Raw genomic sequence first — 22,853 nt, 5'->3', positions numbered from 1 at the left:
GGAGATTCAGCTAATCTCAGGATAGGCGGTTAAAATGCGCCTTAGCTTAATTTTTTAACGTTTCCTTAAATCTGTAAATAGACCATTTAATTGATTATTATTTATTCTTAATTCTCCTGACTCCTGACTACTGGCTACTGACTCCTAACCCTAACAACAATTTTTTATTTTTACAAGAGGTCTAATGTGTGGGACGGATTTTATAGTCCCGATAACGACGATAATCATTGAGGATGCGATCGTGATCAAAGCATAAAGCTTGGGGGAATTCCCAGAGATGAAAAATCCCGACTTTTTTGGCATCATCGGCAGCGATCGGTTTTCCTTTTGCCGTGGCGATAAAAACGATACTAATGGTGTGTTGACGTGCATCGCGGCTAGGATCGGAATAGACGTGAAATTGCTCGATTAACTGCACCTGCAAGCTGATTTCCTCGTAAGCTTCCCGAATTGCCGCCGTTTCCACCGATTCGCCGTAGTCCACGAATCCCCCCGGAATTGCCCAGCCAAAGGGCGGATTTTTTCTCTCAATTAGTACGATCGGACGGTGGGGCGAGTCGATCAGTTCGATGATAATATCAACAGTGGGGGCAGGATTGCGATAGGGTGTCATTTTTTTCAGTTATCAGTGAACAGTTAAGTAAGTAGTTATAATTAAATTGAAGATAGATTTTGCCTCTGATCCCCCCTGCCCCCCTTGATAAGGGGGGTGCCGATAGGCGGGGGGATCCCCCCTGCCCCCCTTGATAAGGGGGGATCAGACAACTTTTAACACCTACCTACTTATCAGTAATCGGTCAATAATTTCATTTAAGACTCATAACCTTAAAATCGAATCTTTTCTAACCAGTCACTGATCAGGGATCACTAATAAGGAGGAGAATAAAAGTTGTTAGAAAATGCCAAGAAAATTACGGTTATAGGTGGGGGAATTTGGGGACAAACTCTCGCTAATTTGGCTAGACGTAATCACTTAACTGTTAGGGTTTGGTCTCGTCATACTGGGGAAGATTTAGGGGCTATTATAGCAGATACTGATGTAATTATTTCAGCAGTTTCGATTAAAGGAGTTGTTCCCACGATCGAACAATTACAGCAATTACCATTAAATTCTTCCACAATTATCGTCACCGCCACTAAAGGATTAGAGCCAATCACCACTCGTACCCCTTTTCATCTGTGGAATCAAGCTTTTCCCGCTAATCCCCTTGTGGTTCTTTCTGGTCCCAATTTAGCTAAAGAAATTAATCAAGGTTTACCCGCTGCGACGGTGGTAGCAAGTTATCAGCAAAAAGCGGCAATATTGTTACAAAAATTATTATCTGGGGAATCTTTTCGGGTTTATCTGAATAGCGATCCCTTGGGAACAGAGTTAGGTGGCACTCTTAAAAATGTCATGGCGATCGCTTCTGGGGTTTGTGATGGTTTACAGTTAGGTACTAATGCCAAATCTGCCCTATTAACTCGCGCTTTACCGGAAATAATTCGGGTGGGAACTTGTCTAGGAGGTTGTCAAGAAACTTTCTTCGGTTTATCGGGTTTAGGGGATTTATTAGCTACCTGTAATAGTCCTTTATCCCGCAATTATCAAGTGGGTTATCAATTAGCTTTAGGTTTATCTTTGCCGGAAGTTTTAGCGAAATTAGAGGGAACTGCCGAGGGAATAAATACCACAGAAGTTTTGATGAGAATTGCCCAAGAAAAAAATTTATATGTACCGATTACCTGTCAAGTTGATCGTCTTTTGCGCGGGGAAATTTCTCCCCAAGTTGCCGTTTATGAATTAATGCGTCGGGATTTAAAAGCAGAATTTGATTAAGAGACAAGAGATTTTTTAGTAAGCAGTAAACAGTAATCAGTGGGGGGTTGGGGAGTGGGGAAATGATGCCAAATCTGGTTATAATTCACCTTTACCAGAAACGCTATATTCATTTCAATCATTCCGAAATAACTAAATAAACTTCTAATCCTTTTTGACTTTCTTTGTCAAATTTTAAGCCTATTTCAGAATCTTTTATCTCTCTTATTGGAATTCTTCGGCGAGGGGTATTTTTGCCATTTTTATTAATTTGAATACTTTCAATAATAGCATTTTGACATATTTTTTTATTTTCACTGACTAAAAAAACTTTTTTACCAACTTCTAGTCTTTTATTGGGTTCCTGTGGCTCATCTGATATTTTGATAGCACAGGCTTTTTTTTGTTGATACCAATTGACAATTTCACCGAGCTTTTGAAGCTTTCCTATCTTTTTCTTCCTATCAACAAAGCAATAAAGAACTAATTCAATCATAGCTTGACATATAGCTTCGACAAAATCACATAATTGTAGTAACTCATTGGCATTAAGAACGGTATCTATTTCTTTACCATGAGCAGAATTATTACGAAGTTCTATAAAATTCTTTAATTCATTTTCCACACTACCCCTACTATTATTGTCAATAAAATTCTTAACTTTTTTATGATTTTCTATCCATTGCCAAGAATCAGTTGCAGATATGCCAGCATCGACTAAAAGTCTGGTTAATTGATCTTTTCTCAGATTAGCTTCATGTAACAAAAAAGCAGCTGATGTGAGATTATATTTAGTTGTATTTTTGTATTCAGTATCAAATAAATTTTTGATAATGTCCCTCTCTGAAAGAGAATCGAAGCGATTTCTTTTATTTTCATTGCCCAGTAATGTAGCACAACCAGTCTGATGCTTATTTCTTACAGATTCAGGTAAATCTTGATAGCAACTATATAATTGAGGCAGCAAAATAATCCAATCTCCCACTAGATTTTCGACAAAATTTTCGTAAAGAGCATATAACCTTGTGATAGATGAACAATGATCGTTAACTAGCCACTTGTCTCCTAAAGGAGCATTTGCTTGAAGATATTTTAAGTCTTCTGTGTTGAGTTGTGAAGGATTATCCGCAATAATTTCTCTAAGTTTTTCACTGATATTAATTATTGATCGAATGGTCTTTATCTCATCCTTTAGGTTATTTAAAAGTCCTTCAAACATTCTCAAATACTCTGCTTAAGAACTCGTTGAATCAGAGAATCAAAAATTTGAATACGAGCTTTAATATCATCTTTGGTATCCCCTTCTCCGGTGAAAAGTCCTTTTTTTAATTTTTTATCTTGATGAGTAATTCCCTGGGAATCTTGAGTAAATAAGCTGATAGTTTCATCAATTATCGCTGATTTTCTAGTAATTAATTCTTGATAATCAGATAAATGGTTGCTGAAACTGATCATCACTGCATCATAGTAAACTTTATAAGCTTTCGATTTATGTGTTTTGGTTTTACTATCGAAAGGCTTAAATAACTGATCCTGATAAATGTTAGATACTAACTCTATAGTTTGGTTAAATACTTGCTCGAACTCTTGGATATTCTCGTCGGAAAAATTAAGACTTTTTTTCATCATATAATTATCCAGATATTTAGATAAATTACCAGTATATTGATCAATATCCCTCATGGCAAAAAAACGGAGGATTAATTCTACATCTTCCATCTTTTTATAAAATCCATTTTCTTTAAGTTCTTCTTTATCATTAATAGGAATATCCCAAGCTTTAGCAAAAATAGTATTCTCAGAAAGCTTTAATAAAAGTTCATTGAATTTCCCAGAGTAAATACAGTTTCTTATTTCTTGGCGACTCAAAGATACACCTCCTGTATTGAGGCGTTCAAAAACCAGTTGTTTTAAAGATAAAGATTCCTCTGGATCCGATAGAGACTCGGTAATAACAACTATAGTTGAAATGGCTCGTCGATTGATACCATCTTTGATTTTTGCAGGAAGACTTTCATAGGTTCTTCCTTCTAATTCAGGCCAGATATCTAACCCTGTTAATTTTAATTTGTTATTATAAAAATTCTCAATTGCTGTGATTCTTTGTTGACCATCCATTACTTCATAGGAGTTATAGGAAGTTTCATAGAGAATCAGAGGAGGTACGGGAATATTCATCAAAAAAGATTCAATTAGTCTCGATTGTTTTTGTGCGTCCCAGCGATCCCGTCTCTGATAGAAAGGACGCTTTTTCACATAGTTAGGTTTATTTAAAGACTCAGCAAAACTAGGCAACTTTTCTCGATTCATTTCTAATAATATTCTTCGTTCACCTTGTTCATATTTTTCATTAATTTCATTATCTGATAATTTTTTAACATCCTTTCGGGAACGTTTTTGCCAAGGATTTGTTTTAGTTTGTGAGATTGTCATAATTTCCCACCAGAGGCGTACAAATTGATATGACTGGACTTCCCTCATTCATTTTTAAGCATAGACTGAGGATATATACGAGAATCAAGAGTTATTGGTAATCTTCCCAGATAACTCTCAAAAGTTAATTCTCTTCAATTGGCAACTGGTCACTGATAACTGGTCACTGATAACTGATTAGGATTTTTGGCTAAAATAGGCCTCTAGCGCCTCATTGATGATTTGATTCATTGGCCGTTTTTCCGTTTCCGAAGCTTCCTTGAGACGGACAAACATATCATCGGGGACGCTGACACGGTTTTGATTTTTACGCACGCGTTTGGGTTTTGATTCAGTGGTAGTAGTTTCGGTCATTTTAGGTGTGTAGGTGGCTGAAAATGCTTGTAAAGCAGGGAAATCGACTCGATGACAGAATTCTCCGAAGGTTTCGTTATTTTGTTGATCCTGTTGGAAGTAAACGAAAATCGGTTCTAAGACCTTTTCTAGATCATCGATCGCCATTTTATCCAAATAGGGGCGCGCTAGTCGAGTTTGATCGGCTGTTCCCCCTAACCAGAGTTGGTAGGAATTGGGAGCGCTACCCACAAATCCTAATTCTGCCATATAGGGACGCGCGCAGCCATTGGGACATCCTGTCATGCGGATGACAAATTCCTCTTTGCTTAATCCTAAGCGATTAAGCAGGGTGCGAATGCGTTCAATCACGCTGGGTAAAATTCTTTCTGACTCAGTAATCGCTAATCCACAGGTGGGCCAAGCGGGACAGGCCATGGCATAACGGGTTAAAGGGTCAATTTCGGCGGGATTAGTGATAATTCCGTGTTCTTTCAGGATCGCCTCGATCGCTTGCTGATCCTTGGGTTCAATTTCGTAGAGAATGATATTATGGTTAGCCGTCAAGCGCATGGGTAGCTCAAAACGCTCGATAATCACTTTTAAAGCGGTTTTTAGCTGAAAACTGCCTTCATTTTTGACCCGGCCATTCTCCACAGAAAGACCAAAAAATAATTTTCCGTCTCCCTGTTCATTCCATCCCAAAAAGTCTTGATATTTCCAATCGGGGAGGGGTTGGTAGGGGGCAATTTTTTGGCCGAAATAACCCTCAACAGTGCTGCGGAATTTCTCTACTCCCCATTCTTCGAGGATATATTTCATTCTCGCATGACGACGTTCGCCGCGATCACCGTAATCCCTTTGGGTTGCCACGATCGCTTTTACCAGATCGTACACATCTTCTTTGTCCACATAACCGATCGGATCGGCCATTCTGGGGAAAGTTTCCTCCTTATTGTGGGTTCTTCCCAGTCCACCCCCCGCAAGGATGTTAAAACCCTGTAATTGACCGTTTGCGTCGGTAATCACCACTAAACCGATGTCATTGGTGTAGATATCGATGGAGTTGTCTCCCGGCACGGTGACACCCATCTTGAACTTACGGGGCATATAATGTTGACCGTAGATCGGTTCGATGGGATCGTTTTTGTTAATCCCATTTGTATCTTTTTGTCTCGCGGTCTTGACTTCTGGCGCTTCTTCTGCACTGATCACTTTTTCGCCATCGAGCCAAATTTCGTAGTAAGCTCCAGTTTGGGGAGTGAGCAAATCGGCGATATTATTGGCATATTCCCAAGCATAGCCGTATTCGGGGCGATTTTTGTAGGGGGCTGGCGGTGCAGTGACATTGCGGTTAACATCACCACAGGCCGCTAAAGTGGATCCCATACTGCGGATAATTTCCCCGAGGGTAGCTTTGAGATTTTTCTTTAAAATGCCGTGTAATTGGAAGCCTTGGCGAGTTGTCACGCGTAAAGTGCCGTTACCGTAGCGATCGGACAAACTATCGAGGGTAAGATATAGTTGCGCGGGAATAAAACCCCCCGGACTGCGGGTACGCAACATCATTTGATAGTCTTTTTCTTGACCTTTGGCTCTATTGTCGCGATTATCCTGTTGATAGGAACCGTGAAATTTGAGGATCTGCACCGCCGCATCGGTAAAATGGGTTGTATCTTCGAGGAGTTCACTGGCCAAAGGTTCTCGTAGATAATTACTGCGTTCTTTGATACCTTCGACTTTAGAAACCTTGGCGGTAGGAGAAATAGGAGTTGTAACCATCGTCTAACAGCACGATAACCTGTGGATAGGTCTTAGGAATAGGAATTTAGACAAGCTCGATCGATCCTAAGAAGTTTTACTAAGATGATCTCTAGAGTTCGTTCCAGACTCTGAGGTTAACAGTAGCGATCGAGACATTAATTCTATCTTAACTTCTTACCGTCCCCCGCGAACGCCATCTACCGATCAAATTTTTATGACCAATTCTCTTAACATTAAAACGGTTATTAGTCAAGAACCCTACATTATTCTTAACAATCAGGGGGAAATTCTCCCTTCTATTAATCTGAGTCGTCCTAATTATAAATTGGGACGGGATGGTCAACAGGTGGATTTAGTTGTTCCCCAACACTGGACGGTGGTGAGTCGAGTCCAAGCTTGTTTTCGTCGTCAGGGAGATGATTACTATATCTACGATGGAGACGGGACTAATCCTAGTTCCAATCAACTTTTTATCAATAATCGCGTCATTACTCCCAAAGAGGGCTATCTTTTACGAAATGGGGATGAGATTAATATCGGTCAAGATGTCAAAAATTCGGTCAAGATTACCTATTATCATCCTAACCAACAGGTAAAAAGCCCACCTTTAGCTTTTAAATCGGTTTCCCTAAGCAATCGCAGTGTAGTTTTAGGACGAGATAATGCTGCCACTGTGGTTTTAGACGCTCCGACAATTTCCCGACAACACGCGATTATCGATAGCGATAACCAAAATCGTTATATTCTCCACGACAAAAGCACTAATGGAGTCTTTATCGACGGACAAAAAGTATCGGGTAGTGCCATTTTAGCCAACGGTTGTACGGTGAGAATCGGACCCTATAGTTTTCGTTTGCAGGGAGATGAATTGGTTTTATTAGATACAGGGGATAATATCCGTCTGGATGCCGAAAATATCGTCAGGATGGTGCGGGATAAAAAGAAACGACCTTTGATAATTCTCAATCATATCTCCTTACCGATCGAACCGAGTCAATTAGTGGCAATTGTCGGGGGAAGTGGTGCGGGAAAATCGACTTTCTTAAAGACTTTATTAGGAATTGAACCCACCACCTCGGGAACTGTTTATCTGAATGGGGAAGAGCTGCGCCAGAATTTTAATATCTATCGCACCCAAATCGGTTATGTTCCCCAATACGATATCGTTCACAGGGATTTAACCGTGGGAGAAGTGTTATATTATGCTTCTAAATTAAGGCTACCTCCCGATCTTAATTGCCAAGAAGTGATCGAGAAAACCCTGCAGCAGGTGGAATTATTAGAAAGAAGAAATACTTTAGTCAGAGACTTAAGCGGTGGTCAATTAAAAAGGGTGAGTATTGCGGTAGAATTATTAGCTAATCCCAAATTATTCTTTTTAGATGAACCCACCTCGGGATTAGACCCTGGTTTAGATAAAAAGATGATGGAATTGCTGGCAAAATTGGCCAAAGAAGGCAGAACAATTCTCCTAGTCACCCATGCTACTAATAATATCAATCTCTGCGATCGATTAGTTTTTCTTGGTCAAGGAGGCAATTTATGTTATTTTGGTTCTCCGGGGGAGGCCTTAAATTTTTTCTCTTTACCTCAGGGGGATTTTGCCGATATTTATATTCATCTGGAAACTAGCGAAAAAGTTGAGCAAGAATGCCAACGTTTCCAACAATCCGACTACTACAAAAATAATATTGAAGCAAGAATCGCTAAAATATTTCAGCAAAATCATAGTAAACCGCAACAGGTTCAACAATCTTTTTGGTCGCAACTACAGGTTTTATGTCAACGCTATAGCCAGTTAATTATCCGTGATCAATTTAGTTTAATTTTATACCTATTAACCGCCCCGATCGGAATTTTATTAATGGCTATGGTTTTAGGGGACGAAAATCCTTTATTTTTGGGGGATAATCCCAGTTTTGATCAGGCTATCGAATCGGCAACTTTAGCCTTAAAAACTCTCTTTGTTTTTACCTGCGCGGAATTGTGGGTAGGTTTTGCCTGTTCCCTACAGGAAATTGTCAAAGAATCAGCCATTTATCAGCGAGAAAGATTAGTTAATCTGGGATTATTACCCTATTTATTCTCAAAAATTCTGGTTTTAGCAGCCTTAGTTTTTCTGCAAACAATTGTAATTACCTGCGTGATATTTTGGGGATTTACTGACCCGCAGCCGGAGTTAATGACCTGGTTAATTGGTTGTTTTATTACCACATTTTTAACTATATTTGCGGCGATTAATCTCGGTTTGTTAATTTCTGCTGGGGTTAATAACATCACCCAAGCAAATAGTGCCTTACCTTTAATTTTAATCCCTCAGATTATCTTTGCAGGGGTATTATTTAGCTTAGAAGGTCTGGGGAAATATCTATCATGGTTGATGATTAGTCGCTGGTCGATTGGTGCCTACGGGGTATTAGTAGAGGTGGAAGCTATGATTGCAGAAGCGAAAGAACAAAATACTTTTAATATCCCTTTACCCTTTGAGGATGTCAATCAAGTTTATCAATTATCTATCAATAATTTGTTATTGAATTGGGGAGTTTTAATTCTTCATTCCCTTATTTATTTTCTCCTTACCTATTGGTTGCAAAAAAGAAAAGATATTTTATGATCTAAATTATGAATGATAAATGATAAGTAGGGAGGCACAATTATTGGTAGGATGGGTTAGCGGTAGCGTAACATAATCGGGGGTTGGGTTTCATGCTTCAACCGAACCTACATTCTAAATTATAACTGATAACTGATAACTGATAACTGATAACTGATAACTGACTCCTAACCCTACTTAATTTAACTTCAGATCAAGAGCGATCGGACATTCCACTTTCGTTCCCCCTAAACCGCAGTAACCGCCGGGGTTTTTCGCTAAATACTGCTGATGATAAACTTCAGCATAATAAAATTCAGGTGCGTCGATAATTTCCGTGGTAATTTGACCATGGCCCGCTTTATTGAGAGCTTCTTGATAGATCGATCGAGATTTTTCCGCTAATTGCTTTTGCTGGGGACTATAGGTATAGATACCCGATCGATACTGAGTTCCCGTATCATTACCCTGACGCATTCCTTGAGTGGGATTATGACTTTCCCAGAAAACCTTTAACAGTTGTTCGTAGGAAATCACACTGGGATCATAGACCACTAAGACCACTTCATTATGTCCAGTCATGCCGGTACACACTTCCTGATAGGTGGGATTATGGGTGATACCAGCCGCATAACCTACGGCCGTGGTGTAAACACCTTCTAATTGCCAAAATTTGCGCTCTGCTCCCCAAAAACAGCCTAAACCGAACATTGCGCTTTCCATACCGCCAGGGAAGGGGGGCTGCAAAGGATGACCGTTAACGTAGTGGGTGCTAGGTACGGGCATTTTTTCCGATCGCCCGGGTAGTGCTTCCCTTGCTGTGGGCAAAGTTACTTTTTTGCCGAATCCGAATAACACCATAATAAATAATTCGTCCAGAAAGTTTGACTTTACTTTACATTATCGCTTAATTTTAGGGATTTCAGTGATCGGTGATCAGAACCGAGGCTGCAGCTCAATTTTTGTCAATCTACTGAGTTGGGATTTTGGGCGTTGCTGAATCAAGGTATGAATGCCAACTGTGCATCAGATGAAAAAGTTAGTTTGGCTCTAGGTTTTAAAAATACCAGAAAAGAAGATTCATATCTCAAATCAGCAACGCCTCATTTTAATAACTGGACTTCCCCCATACAGAAATACATAACTATTGAATGATAGCTTTATAAAGCAAAAAAGCAACTAAAATATGATATTATAGTTGCATATAACTGACAATAATTATTATCAGTTATACGATAAAATATTTTGCATAAATTGTCAAGACAATCTTAAAAAGACTACCGAAAAATGACTATTCTGTTCTCAATACAAGGCTCTTTGTACTTATCTGGCTTTATCTAATTTTCGATAAAAGTCTCGGCAGCTTACGAGATTTGTTTTTTCGACTAAATCATCAAGGGATAGCTGTGGACTTATCTACTTTCTCTAAAGCCAGTAAAAACCGAGATTATCAAGCATTTAATCAGATTTATTTAAGCTTAAATCACGAACTAATATATGCTATCGATTCAACGTCTCGACTTTTCGGCTTAGATCAGAGTCCACTTCGCTCGACTTTGACCAGCAAATTGTTTTGGATGTCGGCCTATCATCAGATGAAATTAGTGATGCTCCTAGATACTGAAACTGGTTCTATAGCGTTTCTGATTCACAAGAGGTACATTCCCGATCCTGAACAGCTTAATCAGCAAAGGTTTAAGTGTGCCGCACAGATGCGAGAACCGCTATATATTAATCGTATATTAGATTTTACAGTTTAGGCAAATTCCTCAAATATATGGGAATACTTTACTTAATAAACTGCGCTATGTTAACTTAATTTTATCCCAAGAGGGAAATTTAATCTCTCTAAGCGAACGCCTGTTCTTATTAGTTTGTATGTAAAGTTTTATGTACAAATTCAACATTTCTGCTACAGATAATTCAGTATTTTTGCTTATTGATTTGGCGCAGGCGAACGATTAAGCTGTGGTGTATGAAGCGTTCAAAACTTTTACCACTATGCCTATTACACCATTGAATTTGTTGTGGTCTCAAAACCTATTAATGGTTCAAGACAATAAAGATAACTTTCTCTATGAAAATGCAAAAACTGCATTTTCACCACTCTGGTGGCCTAACTTCAGATCTCGCTTTAAAGATATACTTTTCTCGGCCACCTGGACGACCAATACACCTTACACACCGATCGCAGGCAATTCACTTGGTGGCGTTAACTCCGTAGCCCCATATACTGCTGCCGTAAACGATACCGTTATTAGAACTCTTGATTCCACAGAAAAAGGGTTACTTATACACACATCACAAAATGGCTCTGGCTCAGTGAATCCAAATCTCTGGGAACCAACAGATATAGCCAATACCAGTCCATTGCCTCCTCCAAATAGCTTAAACCCTAGTGCATTTACCTTTGCAGAAGCCCTAGGAAACGCAAGTTTTGGCAACCTATCTCTAAGCTATTTTCTAGCAGAAGATACATTCCGGGGCATATCGGTAAACCTGGGCAGGATATCTCGCCGTCCCAGTTCATCTGCTAAAGTTACCTTAGTCTGGACGGGAACACCTAGCACTACTGATACAGACGCCAACTTAGATGTTTATCTACAAGGAACGACCACAGGCACGATTTATACTGCGTTTAATGCCGCATGGTTTGGTGGGTCTAGCTTTGTCGGCACTGACGCTGTTGCTGGTGGCGCTGGCGTGGATTTGATCACTGGCGCTGGTGCTGTAGAGTACATAGAGCAAATTTATCTTCCATCGTGGAGTATTTCCCCGTGGGACACCAGTTTTAATGTTTTCGTTAATGGTACACTCGGCTCTGTTCCGGTTTCTACAGGTCAAGATTTCTCGATCTTTTTTACCTCCCGCCCGGTAGTTGGTCAAGGCCACGGCTGGGGTGATGTGCATCTTTCTACCTTTGATGGCAAACCCTATGATTTGCAAGCAGTTGGAACGTTCATTTATGTCAAGTCTCTAACTGATGATTTTCAAGTGCAAACCGTTCAAAAACCTTGGTACACAGGTGCTCAAGTTTCTGTTAATACAGCCTTTGCGATCAGACTAGACGGCAAAACTTTTGTTTATGATTCAGAGCTTGCCATTGGCCAAGAATTAAAAGTTGATGGAGCAACGTATAATCTAAGCAGTGGCGGCAGTGCATTGTTTGGTAACACGAGAATCCAGCGATCAGGGAATCAGTACACCTTCACCTATGCCGGACTAGACGGTAATTTCTCCACAGCCGAGGACAACGATGTCGTCATCGCCTCGGACAATGGAAGCTACGTTGATGTTTTTGTCAATCCTTCTGATGATCGCGCTGGCTCGCTACAAGGGCTTTTAGGTAATGGCGATGGTGATAGCAGCAATGATTTTGCTCTGCGTGATGGCACAAACTTAGGTCCTAATCCCTCTGTTCAAACAATACATACAACGTTTGCCGACAGTTGGCGAGTTGGCAAGGGCGAATCTCTGTTTCAAACAACCACATTTTTGACTACATTGACCAAGTCCACAACTGTATCACCTATAGATATTTCACCTATAGTTATTATAGAGCCTACACCTGATCCCGAGCCTGTCCCTTTTCCCAAGGAGTTTATTTCCTTAGAAACCCTAGCGAAAGAAAATCCCGACGCAGTGGCAAACGCCTTCGCAATAGCACGAGAATTTGGTATTGTGGAAGGTGCGTTTTTGAATGGGGCGGCTTTTGATTTTCTGGTGACGGGGGATAAAACCTTCTTGCTGGGAGCAAAGCAGGCAGCGGACTTGGCACTGCAAAGTGAATTTCAAAATGGAAACATAGCAACTCTACTTCAAAGCGCAGCTCCACTTGGAAGCATCGAAGGCAGTAAATGGGAAGATTTAAATGCCAATGGCATCTGGGATGCAGGTGAAAAAGCCCTAGCCGGTTGGACAATTTACATTGATAGTGTTGCCAATGGAACACTAGATCCTTGGGAACTTTCCACAGTTACTGACGCTAACGGCAAATACAGCTTTACCAACTTGGGACCGGGAGAATATGCCATCCGAGAAGTGAATCAAACAGGCTGGCTCCAAACCTCCCCTAGCACCCCCTACGCTTTGATCTTGAAAGTAGGGGAAAAATTGACTGATGTTAATTTTGGCAACTATCAATTACCCACGATTACACTTAACCCCAGGAGTCAGACCATTGTTGAGGGTTTGACCACTTCTCAAAATGCCCCCTACACCGTCACTCTTTCCCAAGCAAGCAACCAAACCGTCAGCGTTAACTATGCTACTGCTAACGGTACAGCAACCGAGGGATCGGATTACACCGACACCATTGGAACTCTAACCTTTGCCCCTAATGTTACTAGTCAAGTCATCAATATTCCCATTCTCAATGATTCCCTTAATGAAGCAGATGAGACCTTTACTCTAACTCTGTCTTCCCCTACTAATGCTGCTCTTGGTACGCAGACGGCAGCTACCACGACGATAACCGATACTCTCACGGCCGCTGTCACCACGACTTTAGCGGCAAATGTGGAAAATTTGACACTGACAGGAACAGCCGCCATTAACGGTACTGGTAACGCAGGTAATAACGTGATCACGGGCAACACGGCCAATAACCTTCTCAACGGTTCTGGGGGCAATGATACCCTTAATGGTGGTGCTGGACTCGATACCTTGACGGGGGGAGCAGGAAACGATGTCTTCCTCTTCCAATTTTCCCAGTCTATTGTCGCTAACCCTGACCGGATCACTGATTTTGCGATCGGCTCCGACAAAATTGATTTGCTCAGTGCCGCAGGAGGTGTGCTGCCTGCCCCCGCTGCCTTTAGTCGTGCTGCCGATTCTGCGGCTACCACTTTAAACGACGTCGTGAATGCTGTTTTTACCGATGCCAATGGTGCCTTAGCTGGAAACCAAGCACTTGGTATTAATGGCGCGGCCCTGGTTCGAGTAACCACTGTTGGGATAGCCGGAACCTATATTATTGTCAATGATAATGTTGCTGGTTTCCAAAATGCCAATGACTTACTGGTTAACGTTACAGGCATTACCGGCACATTACCCGCTCTCGGTAATATCACTGTTTCCAACTTCTTTGTTTAGTGGATTCCTGATCGCGTGACAAGAATCTTCTCAAGCTGGCGTGTTAGGGGTCGGGAATGGAGTCGCCTCCATCCCCCCCCCTTCAGAACCGTGCATGAGACTTTCACCTCACAGGGACCCTAGTTTGATTGTTCCATTGTTAGGGATACAACTTCTCTTAGGCGCTTGGGTAATGCCCGAAGCCTGCCCTCTGCCCCCTGCCTCCGTTAAAATTAACCAAAGTGAGGCATAAGAGTCAAAACTCCCAAGTCTAAATCTTTACTATCGATCGATTTTGCCTCGTAGAGGGCTAACATATCGTTTAATTGGGGATTACCGCAGGAGGAACCCGTTACCCCCATGGCAATAATCAAACCACAATAACCCTCGGTATTTTTGATGCGTTTTTGCCAATTGCGGCGAGCATTACGGTGGTCGGGATCATCTTGCTCGAATTCCCCAAAGAGATAGAGGTCCCCATTAGCCATTTTCAGAATCCCCAGATCATAACGGGTATCTTCTAGGGGATCTTCGCCGGGGTTAAAACCAATAGCCTCCAAACCGCCAGCTTGTTCGATTTTTTCGATAATTTCCTTGGCTTTCGGTCGGGAGGTCTGGATCATCACCACGGGGAAACCCTCTCCTTTTGTGGGTACGGATTGGGGTTGATAATGGATTTTCGGACGACTGCGAATTTTATCTAATAATTGCCAGGGAACCATTCCCAGACTCAGATGTGCATTATCAGGGACTAGATTTTCCTTGAGTACGGATTCTTCCTCATCATCATCCTCATCGTCGTCCTCCTCCTCTAAGAGTTGCATAAATTCCGCACATAGATCGGGCATCGTAGCCACCGTCACGGCCACGGTTTCCCCTTTTGCTTGTTCGGGATCGAGGGGAATGCGAAAACGACGCTGTAATTCTCCGATCGGTTCTTCGGATAAAGCGGATTGATTGCCTTTAAAAAAGCGCAACAGAGCTATTAAAGCCAAATATACCGTGATGGCTTCTTCTTCATCCAAGTAGGGGCGAATACCTTCGTAGGGATGCACGCTGCCGAAAACTGGATGAATCTGGGAAGGGGCAGCCGAGGCCAGATCGTAGTCATCCTCATCATCGTCCTCATCATCATCGGCCAATTCGTAGCTTAAAAACCAGCAATCTTGGGAAAGAAAGGCTTTTTCTAATCTTTCCATCGATTTTTCTTCTAAAGCGGCCTGCCGGAATTGTTTGAGGGATACTAGGGAACGATAGAGAATGACTCCGTATTCCCGACCGAGCATTCCCATGATACAGGCGTAAAGATTCGGGAAATCGGGGCGATCGATCTTAATTTCCAAGATATCGTAATCAGCCAAAGAGGACCAGGGTTCAGCTTTCCAAATTTCGTGAGCAGTTTTCACTAAAGCGGACTGCCAAGCGGGGGGAATTGCCGGGGGACGGTTATTTTGGAACTCCTCGAACCCACGAAAGAGATCATCGATCAGGGGCAAATTGGGGACATAATCGATGGTGATATCGAGATCTTGTAGTACCCCACGCAGAAAAAACTGTGTTTCTCGATCGCGGACGATAATTTTTTTCGGTCTCGCTGGCCGGGCGGGACTTTGCGGTGTTTCGATGGCGCGGATTAAGGTTCTCACCATGGCCTCTGGTCCGGTTTCGGGGGAAACTACTTCCATAGCGCGTACACAGCCCTCGCTGCCGTCCACCCAGATCACGCACTCGCCACCGCTTTCTTGATTTGGTTCTAGGGTGGCCCGGGGCATTCTCTCGGATAAGGATAAAGCACGACGATCTCCTTCCCAAACGCTGGGAATTTGTGGGATTTTTTTGAGGCGGCTTTGGGTCGTCCGGGGCAGAAGATTCATCGGGAAATTTAGGGGTAGCTGTGTTAGGATTTTAACCTTTTCTTTTCAAGGATTCCATAAGAATTATTCTATCGATTTAGTCCATAACCTGATAGATAAACCGGAAACCTGACCAAGTTCCCAGATCAAAGGCGTATTCATCAATTACACTGCCAGAATTATCCATTTTTAAGCCTAAATCTAATTTTAGATCGCTCCAGAAAGCTCTGGCTATTTCTAGGGGGTTAGTCAGGGTGAGCAGTGGGCTGGCTTCTCCCTTGAGGCTTTGAGTGGCATTGAGAAGGGTCAAGGTTTTCGGGAAAGGATGGCGACTGAGGATCAGTATATTCTCTCTGATGCCCTTGGGTTGACTAATTTTCCAATGCCCTTGGCCGGAATTGGGGATGGTGGCCTTGGTTTTGGCCGCCACGACAAAGGGGGCTAATGGGCTAGAATTGCTGAAATTATCGGGGTTTTCCGGACGGGAACAGTATAAAAGCGGTTGGCGATCGCTGTTGAGGACAAGGATCATTGCGTAGAGGGGTTGTTCTTCTTGATTCTCAATTTGATAGCGAATTTCCGTCCCGACGGGCAGAATTAAGTCATTTTTAGCGGTATTAGTCCCCCTGCTACCCACAATTTTTTGGGTTTGTACCGTGGAGATATAGGTTTGATCGAGGCTTTCTAGGGTGACAATGACGGCTAAACCAGAGGATTCTTGATTGATCAACAAGTGCCACAATTTGCAGGCCAGCAGGGTTTCTAGTTGGGATTGCAGTCGTTTGATTCCTGATTTAATTGCTTCGTTGGCCGCCCCTAAACTACCGATAATTAGGGAGCCATTGGCAGATAATAACTGATAATTGCCAGTTTCTTCGCTACCAACTCGACTTAAGAGACAATCTACCGTTTGTTCGCCAATGTTAACCACGGCGGCCACATCGGGCAAACTGGCAAAGGTACTGGTGGCATCTACCCGTTCAATTCGGGTTAAGTTACTATCCAAACCGACGATTAAGCCGATTTGACTCGGAAAAACCCGCAATTTTTCCTCTAGAATCTGTCCTATTTCTAGGGAAGCAGCCGGGGATAATAATTGCGCTTTGGCTTTTAAACCCTGACGGGAGAGAATTTGTAGGCTGATTTCCTCCCCGGTCGCCTCAATAAAGCTCAAACAGGAGTTAATTCCGTAATTTTCCAGGATTTCTAAGGGCAGGCCCACCAGATTGACTTCTAGGGTGCGTTCATCAATAAGATTTGTAACAATTGCCGCCCCACCCCTTGACGTTTCTGACGTTGTATGATAGGGCGGGGCAGAATTATTTTTTTGATTACTGGTCAGGATTGCCGGTTGCTGTTGTTGACTGCTGTGACTAGCGACGAGATTACGGAGATGGGGAAAAGCGATCGCCATTGTCGGACTGGGGGAAACTTGCCAGAGATACTGGGTGAGATCATAGGTGAATAAGCCAGCATTGGGGCTATTACCGCTCAATTCCAGGGCGATTTGCTCCGGTTTAGCGGCAGCGAGAATAACGCCGTTACTAGGCTTATTTTTGAGGTTAAAACGGGTTTTAATATCGGTAGCGAAAGTTAATTCGGCGGGGTTAAGATCAGTAAGGGTTTCGGGATAGGAACGAACGCGAAGATTACCGAGATAGGGCTGAGGTTGGGGGAGATGACTACTATCAAAAATCAAGCTAAACTTATCCGTAGCTAGACAGCGAGCCATCAGCAGGATATTTTCCTTGATTAAAGCATTTTCTGCCCCATCAGCAGTAATAAAAACCTCTTTTCCGGCCCCAAGACTGCCATAACCGCTAAAGTGAAAAATGACCACATCCCCTGCCTTGGCTTGGGCGATCAGGTGTTCTAAAAAAGCCGATTTGATCGCTTCTCCACTGGCTTGTTGTCCCGTTAAAGTTACTATATCAGCATCCTGAAAGCCAAAACGATAACGGAGAAGGTCTTTTTGTAACTCCACATCGGTGAGACAACCTGGCAGCGGCGGAATATTCGCCCCATACTGGTCAATACCGACTAAAAGAGCCAATTTTCTGGGATTAGGGGCGGCGAGAGCAGCCAAATGACGGTTAACTGTCCCTTGACTAATCGCCAAAGTCAGCAACCCCCAACCTGTCTGCTGGATCAATTCTCGCCTAGTTATGTTCATCGAAAATTTTGGGTGGGAAACCCCGCCGTAGAACGGCGGCTTTACGTTAGAATTAAAAAGACCGTCTCGAAAACCAAGTGGGCGGACAGCACCTTGAAAACTCGGCTTAGGGAGTTCCGTTCAGAAAAGCTTGTCCGGGCAAAAAGTCGCGCGCAACAAGTACAAGAAGCGTTTAGTCAGAACCGTACCGTGGGACACACGGAATCGGGCTTCTGAAATGGAGCGAAAGTCTGTGGACTTTGTGTAAGACAGTACATGGTTTTTTAACCGTGGTATGCAACGGTGGTTGAAGCAGAAACTTAAATCGTGAGGTTTAGGAATCGCCGCACTTTTAGGGCGGCGAGGATGTCAAGATCCTTGCATGGCGCGGATTAATTCGGCAGCCACTTCTGGACGGGAGAATTCCGGAGGTGGTAATTCTCCTTTGCGCAGCAGTTCCCGGACTTTTGTTCCCGAAAGGTGTATTCTTTCTTCCGGTAAACTGGGGCTAGTTTTGGTGGTTGCCATTCCCGAAGTGCGGGTACAGTAGAAAGCGTGTTCAAACTTCATCGGCACGATTCCCAATTCCCCCGGCTCGAACTCATCAAAGATATACTGAGCATCGTAGGTTCCGTAGTAGTCGCCGACTCCGGCATGGTCACGACCGACGATAAAATGGGTACAACCGTAGTTTTTACGGATAATAGCGTGGAAAATTGCTTCCCGGGGGCCGGCGTAACGCATAGCTGAGGGGTTGATAGCTAGAATAACGCGATCTTGGGGAAAGTATTTATCCATCATGATCTCATAGCAACGCATCCGCACATCGGCCGGTACATCATCGCTTTTGGTAGCGCCGACAAGGGGATGCAAGAATAAACCATCTACCACTTCTAGGGCGCATTTTTGAATGTATTCGTGGGCCCGGTGGATGGGATTACGGGTTTGGAAACCGACAATCGTTTTCCAAGCTTTTTCGTGGAACATTTTGCGCGATTGCAGAGGATCGATCTGATATTTGGGAAACTGAGGATGAGGATCGCGCTGAAGTAACCATATTGGACCTGAGAGGTTAATTTCTCCCTGTTCATAGAGGACTTTTACCCCGGGGTGTTTCTGGTCGTCGGTACGATAGACGTTAACTGCTTCGTGGGCCTTATTGTAACGGTATTTTTGGGTTAGTTCCAGGACTCCGACAAAGTTACCTTCGCTGTCATCTAAACGAATCCAGTTGCCTTCTTTGAGGGGATCCGCCACTTCTTCGCTAACGGAAAGAGTCACGGGAATTGCCCAGGGTAAACCATTGATTAGACGCATATCATCGACGACTTTTTCGTAGTCGTCCTGTTCCATAAAGCCTTTGAGGGGACTGAAACCACCAATAGCAATCATAACTAAATCCGAAAGCGCTCGTTCATCTAGGGAAACTCGCGGTAGTTTTTCAGCTAGGGCCAGAAATTCGGCTTTTTCGGCAGCGGTAGCAATACGATTAATTAATTGCCCACCGTGGGGCGCGATTCCTTCGGTCAGTACAGTCATAAAAATTTCTTTACATTGTCACGGTTTATCCTATCAGAAGTTGGTTAACCCTTAATCAAGGGGTTGGGACTAGCGATGATTTTCCAGTCGGAACAGTTTACAATAAGATTTGTAAAGAATTATCAATAATTATGAGCGAAAAAGTTGTCCTGATTGTCGGTGCTACGGGGGGTATCGGTGCCACTTTAGCGCGTAAACTAGCTGTTAATGGTCATAAACTCGTATTAGTGGCCAGAAATGCCGATAATTTATCTAATTTAGCTGGTGAGTTGTCTTGTCCCTCGTTAATTGTGCCGACGGATATCACCAATCCCACTCAGGTGGAAACTTTGATGGCAAAAATTGTCTCCCATTACGGCCGGTTGGATGTGTTGGTTAATGCGGCCGGAGCCGGTGTGATGAAACAATATAATAAAATCACGCCGGAAGATTTAGATAAAATGCTCGACCTCAATCTGAAGGGGAGTTTTTATACCTGTCAGGCTGCCGCTAATGTGATGAAGGAAAATAAGGCTGGTCATATCTGTAATGTGGTGGGAATTTTGGGTAAGCATTCTATGGCTATGGCTGCCGCTTATTGTGCTTCTAAGTACGGGGTGGTCGGTTTTAGTAAATGTTTGGCCGATGAGTTAAAACGCTATGGTATTAAAATGACTTTATTCTATTTTGGTGGTGTCGATACTCCTTTTTGGGATCAGGTGAGTTTAAAAGTTGATCGCAATAAAATGTTAACCGCTCAAACTGCCGCTGATGCTATCTATTTTGCCATGAATGCTGAACCCCAAGCCGTCCCCATGGAAATTAATATTCAACCCGATAGTCATCTCTTTTTTTAGTCGTCAGCTTTTTCAGTTATCAGTTATCAGTTATCAGTGAATAGCATTAAGTGGCAAGTTCGGAGTTTTATTTTCACTGTTTACTGCTCACTGAAAAAAACCTTTTTTTGACTTTATCTATGTTTGTTGATCATATTCATTTTTATGTAGAATCGGCCAAAAAATGGCGAGATTGGTTGGTGCGGGTGATGGATTTTCAGGCGATCGCAAGTTTAGTTAATCTCCACACGCACACGGAAATAGTTGGCAATGGAATCCAAAAAGATAAAACTAAACAGATTATTTTTATCTTATCTTCTCCCTTAAATTCCCTTAGTCCCGTGGCGGAATTTTTAAGTAAATATCCTGAAGGTGTGGTGGATGTAGCTTTTCAAGTGGAGGATTTAGACAGTTTAGCTAGGAAAATTAAACAGGATATTTTTATTCAGGAAACTGTTTTGGCTAGGGGTAAGATAAAAAGCTGTCAAATCTCTAGCATTGCTGATCTCAAACATACGTTAATTGAAAGACAGGGAATCACGCCAATTTTAGCCGATCCTAATCTGATTGAGTATGATAGCAAGGAACAATATAATCAGGATATTCTGGCAATTGATCATTTAGTTTTAAATGTTTTTCAGGGAAATTTAGAGTTAACAGCCAATTGGTATGAGGAAAATTTAGGCTTTAAAAAAAGGCAAACTTTTACTATTAAAACGGAGCGTTCTGGTCTTTATTCCCAGGTACTTGTTCACCCCGAAACTGAATTAAAATTACCAATTAATGAACCAGATAGTAACAGTTCTCAAATTCAAGAATTTTTAGATATTAATCAAAAATCTGGCATTCAACACATTGCTTTAAAAACAGAAAATATTTTAAGATTAACTCAAAAATTAAAAGAAAGGAAAGTAGAATTTCTATCAGTTCCCAACAGTTATTATCAACAAATTGACTATCAAAAAAAAGATTTTAATATTGCTGATTGGGAATGGTCAGAAATCAAAAAACAGGAAATTCTCATTGATTTTGAACAAAATAGTTATTCCCTATTAGAAAAGCCGACTTTACTGCAAATTTTCACTAAACCAATTTTTTCCCAGCCGACTTTCTTTTTTGAATTAATCGAGCGCCGTCATGCCGCTAGAGGTTTTGGAGAAGGCAACTTCCAGGCCCTATTTGAAGCGATCGAACGGGAGCAAATACAGCGAGGAACTTTAGATTAAAGTCAGGAAAGCGAGCATTTTTCCCATGAGACTAAGTAGGTAGGTGTTAAAAGTTTTCAGGCACCCCCCTTATCAAGGGGGGCAGGGGGGATCCCCCCGCCTATCGGCACCCCCCTTATCAAGGGGGGCAGGGGGGATCCCCCCGCCTATCGGCACCCCCCTTATCAAGGGGGGCAGGGGGGATCGAACCTAAAATCCATTTTTAATTTAATTATAACCAGCTACTTATCAACGATAACGTAATTCAATCACATCTTTTTTGATCGTGACATCATAGGAACCAAAAAAGGTTTGTCCCAAGAGTCCTAACCCTTTCATTTGGGGAGAAATATTAACAATCTGATTATATAAAGTCATCTCGCCAGCTTTAACAAAATTAATGCGACCAAGATAACCAGTAACGACACCGCCGGCGGTATTATTGATTACTTTCCTTTCCCGTTTGACTTTCATCGCTTTCGCCATGGCATCGGTGAGGACGATGCCACTAGCACCTGTATCAAAAAGCATTTCATAGGAGTGACGGTGATTAAAAACTACCATCACCGTGGGAATGCCTTTAACCCGGCGTTGAATCGGTAGCTGATAAACTTGCGGGGAATTTTTCCTATTTCTAGATGAACCGCCACAGAGACGGCTAAGATCTATGTGTTGTCCATCTGCTCTTTGGAGAAAGCATAGTAGAAAACATTCTGGTAGAAAGCATTGCGATTGAGCGAGAGTCGTGGGGGTGAAGGGAAATAACAGCAGGGTGCTGGACAAAGCGATCGCAGAAAGAGACCTATTCATGGGTTTAACATCGAGAAGACCGACTCAGGAAAAAAACGCTTCTAGCTCTATAATTCCCCAAAAATGCGGGAAAATAAGAGGGTTTAACCCGGAGGCCAGTCCATTGGGCGATCGCCCAAAAGATGGACATGAAGATGATCGACGGTTTGACCTCCATGTTCCCCATTATTGATCACTACTCGATAACCTTGACTTAATTTAGCTTCGGCGGCCACCTTTTTAACAGTTAGTAACAAATGTCCCAATAAATCTTGATCGCCTTCACTGGCTTCCTCTAGTTTCGGAATCGGTTTTTTGGGGATAATGAGGATATGGGTGGGTGCTTGGGGATTAACATCTCGAAAAGCGAGAACCAGATCATCTTCATAGACGATCGAGGCGGGAATTTCTTTCCGGATAATTTTGCTAAAAATAGTCTCACTCATAGACAAATTGCTTTTTTTTTCAACTATACCATTAAGCTCTCAGCTTTTCTGGCTAGGTTA

15 protein-coding genes are annotated in these 22,853 nt (G+C 42.4%); 5 read left to right on the top strand and 10 right to left on the bottom strand.

All coding sequences use genetic code 11. The features are described from left to right. Positions 1–181 precede the first annotated feature (181 nt). Positions 182–613 carry an NUDIX domain-containing protein gene (locus ACQY1X_RS08530; RefSeq protein WP_430014382.1) on the bottom strand — a complete coding sequence of 144 codons (432 nt, stop codon included), beginning with the start codon at positions 611–613 and terminating at the stop codon, positions 182–184. 276 nt (positions 614–889) lie between these two features. Between ACQY1X_RS08530 and ACQY1X_RS08525 the strand changes: the two genes are divergently transcribed. Then, positions 890–1,819, top strand: coding sequence for an NAD(P)H-dependent glycerol-3-phosphate dehydrogenase (locus tag ACQY1X_RS08525; protein WP_430014381.1), 930 nt, complete (start codon positions 890–892; stop codon positions 1,817–1,819). A 118-nt stretch (positions 1,820–1,937) separates the two neighbouring features. Here the strand turns inward: ACQY1X_RS08525 and ACQY1X_RS08520 are convergent, their stop codons facing one another. The 3 genes from ACQY1X_RS08520 to sir all read right to left on the bottom strand — a co-directional run bounded on the left by ACQY1X_RS08520 (position 1,938) and on the right by sir (position 6,346). Further along, positions 1,938–3,017: an MAE_28990/MAE_18760 family HEPN-like nuclease gene (locus tag ACQY1X_RS08520; protein WP_069475616.1), complete on the bottom strand. Its 1,080-nt coding sequence runs from the start codon at positions 3,015–3,017 to the stop codon at positions 1,938–1,940. Between the two features lie 2 nt (positions 3,018–3,019). After that, positions 3,020–4,279 (bottom strand): DUF262 domain-containing protein, encoded by a 1,260-nt coding sequence (locus ACQY1X_RS08515; RefSeq protein WP_430014379.1) that lies wholly within the window; start codon positions 4,277–4,279, stop codon positions 3,020–3,022. 129 nt (positions 4,280–4,408) lie between these two features. Continuing rightward, the gene (gene sir, locus ACQY1X_RS08510; RefSeq protein ID WP_430015582.1) at positions 4,409–6,346 is read right to left on the bottom strand and encodes a sulfite reductase, ferredoxin dependent; all 1,938 of its coding nucleotides are present in this window, start codon (positions 6,344–6,346) and stop codon (positions 4,409–4,411) included. A gap of 196 nt (positions 6,347–6,542) precedes the next feature. On the opposite strand from sir, the gene ACQY1X_RS08505 reads away from it, so the two are divergent. Continuing rightward, positions 6,543–8,942, top strand: a complete 2,400-nt coding sequence (locus ACQY1X_RS08505; RefSeq protein ID WP_430015581.1) for an FHA domain-containing protein — start codon at positions 6,543–6,545, stop codon at positions 8,940–8,942. Positions 8,943–9,119: 177 nt separating this feature from the next. Here the strand turns inward: ACQY1X_RS08505 and msrA are convergent, their stop codons facing one another. Continuing rightward, positions 9,120–9,782 (bottom strand): peptide-methionine (S)-S-oxide reductase MsrA, encoded by a 663-nt coding sequence (msrA, locus tag ACQY1X_RS08500; protein ID WP_069475620.1) that lies wholly within the window; start codon positions 9,780–9,782, stop codon positions 9,120–9,122. Positions 9,783–10,922: 1,140 nt separating this feature from the next. Between msrA and ACQY1X_RS08495 the strand changes: the two genes are divergently transcribed. Further along, the gene (locus tag ACQY1X_RS08495) at positions 10,923–14,015 is read left to right on the top strand and encodes a Calx-beta domain-containing protein (RefSeq protein WP_430014375.1); all 3,093 of its coding nucleotides are present in this window, start codon (positions 10,923–10,925) and stop codon (positions 14,013–14,015) included. Positions 14,016–14,227: 212 nt separating this feature from the next. On the opposite strand, the gene ACQY1X_RS08490 is transcribed toward ACQY1X_RS08495, so the two are convergent. The 3 genes from ACQY1X_RS08490 to sat form a co-directional block, all read right to left on the bottom strand. Next, on the bottom strand, positions 14,228–15,868 hold the full coding sequence (locus ACQY1X_RS08490; protein ID WP_069475623.1) for a DUF6930 domain-containing protein: 1,641 nt from the start codon (positions 15,866–15,868) through the stop codon (positions 14,228–14,230). Positions 15,869–15,944: 76 nt separating this feature from the next. Beyond that, a complete protein-coding gene (locus ACQY1X_RS08485) occupies positions 15,945–18,020 on the bottom strand; it encodes a caspase family protein (RefSeq protein ID WP_430015580.1) in 2,076 nt (691 codons plus the stop codon). Between the two features lie 348 nt (positions 18,021–18,368). Beyond that, on the bottom strand, positions 18,369–19,538 hold the full coding sequence (gene sat, locus ACQY1X_RS08480; protein WP_430014372.1) for a sulfate adenylyltransferase: 1,170 nt from the start codon (positions 19,536–19,538) through the stop codon (positions 18,369–18,371). Positions 19,539–19,669: 131 nt separating this feature from the next. Here sat and ACQY1X_RS08475 point away from each other — a divergent pair, with 131 nt between their 5' ends. Continuing rightward, a complete protein-coding gene (locus ACQY1X_RS08475) occupies positions 19,670–20,374 on the top strand; it encodes an SDR family oxidoreductase (RefSeq protein WP_271992776.1) in 705 nt (234 codons plus the stop codon). A gap of 119 nt (positions 20,375–20,493) precedes the next feature. After that, positions 20,494–21,579, top strand: a complete 1,086-nt coding sequence (hppD, locus tag ACQY1X_RS08470; RefSeq protein ID WP_430014371.1) for a 4-hydroxyphenylpyruvate dioxygenase — start codon at positions 20,494–20,496, stop codon at positions 21,577–21,579. Positions 21,580–21,807: 228 nt separating this feature from the next. Here the strand turns inward: hppD and ACQY1X_RS08465 are convergent, their stop codons facing one another. Continuing rightward, a complete protein-coding gene (locus tag ACQY1X_RS08465) occupies positions 21,808–22,368 on the bottom strand; it encodes a retropepsin-like aspartic protease family protein (protein WP_287233942.1) in 561 nt (186 codons plus the stop codon). An 83-nt stretch (positions 22,369–22,451) separates the two neighbouring features. Beyond that, on the bottom strand, positions 22,452–22,793 hold the full coding sequence (locus ACQY1X_RS08460; protein WP_430014370.1) for a histidine triad nucleotide-binding protein: 342 nt from the start codon (positions 22,791–22,793) through the stop codon (positions 22,452–22,454). Between the last annotated feature and the right edge of the window lie 60 nt (positions 22,794–22,853).

Origin of the sequence: Microcystis protocystis FBCC-A270 (genome assembly GCF_050500235.1) — a bacterium.
Lineage (GTDB): Bacteria > Cyanobacteriota > Cyanobacteriia > Cyanobacteriales > Microcystaceae > Microcystis > Microcystis ichthyoblabe_A.
The sequence above is the reverse complement of the archived record's forward strand: the minus strand, read 5'-3'. Positions and strand labels throughout refer to the sequence as shown.

What these genes read in the sequence shown, in the direction of transcription:
- hppD (WP_430014371.1), top strand. Translation starts at nt 20,494, where the DNA reads ATGTTTGTTGATCATATTCATTTTTATGTAGAATCGGCCAAAAAATGG.
- ACQY1X_RS08495 (WP_430014375.1), top strand. Translation starts at nt 10,923, where the DNA reads ATGCCTATTACACCATTGAATTTGTTGTGGTCTCAAAACCTATTAATG.
- ACQY1X_RS08490 (WP_069475623.1), bottom strand. Translation starts at nt 15,868, where the DNA reads ATGAATCTTCTGCCCCGGACGACCCAAAGCCGCCTCAAAAAAATCCCA.
- ACQY1X_RS08465 (WP_287233942.1), bottom strand. Translation starts at nt 22,368, where the DNA reads ATGAATAGGTCTCTTTCTGCGATCGCTTTGTCCAGCACCCTGCTGTTA.
- msrA (WP_069475620.1), bottom strand. Translation starts at nt 9,782, where the DNA reads ATGGTGTTATTCGGATTCGGCAAAAAAGTAACTTTGCCCACAGCAAGG.
- ACQY1X_RS08530 (WP_430014382.1), bottom strand. Translation starts at nt 613, where the DNA reads ATGACACCCTATCGCAATCCTGCCCCCACTGTTGATATTATCATCGAA.
- ACQY1X_RS08485 (WP_430015580.1), bottom strand. Translation starts at nt 18,020, where the DNA reads ATGAACATAACTAGGCGAGAATTGATCCAGCAGACAGGTTGGGGGTTG.
- ACQY1X_RS08460 (WP_430014370.1), bottom strand. Translation starts at nt 22,793, where the DNA reads ATGAGTGAGACTATTTTTAGCAAAATTATCCGGAAAGAAATTCCCGCC.
- ACQY1X_RS08520 (WP_069475616.1), bottom strand. Translation starts at nt 3,017, where the DNA reads ATGTTTGAAGGACTTTTAAATAACCTAAAGGATGAGATAAAGACCATT.
- ACQY1X_RS08475 (WP_271992776.1), top strand. Translation starts at nt 19,670, where the DNA reads ATGAGCGAAAAAGTTGTCCTGATTGTCGGTGCTACGGGGGGTATCGGT.
- ACQY1X_RS08515 (WP_430014379.1), bottom strand. Translation starts at nt 4,279, where the DNA reads ATGAGGGAAGTCCAGTCATATCAATTTGTACGCCTCTGGTGGGAAATT.
- ACQY1X_RS08505 (WP_430015581.1), top strand. Translation starts at nt 6,543, where the DNA reads ATGACCAATTCTCTTAACATTAAAACGGTTATTAGTCAAGAACCCTAC.
- sir (WP_430015582.1), bottom strand. Translation starts at nt 6,346, where the DNA reads ATGGTTACAACTCCTATTTCTCCTACCGCCAAGGTTTCTAAAGTCGAA.
- sat (WP_430014372.1), bottom strand. Translation starts at nt 19,538, where the DNA reads ATGACTGTACTGACCGAAGGAATCGCGCCCCACGGTGGGCAATTAATT.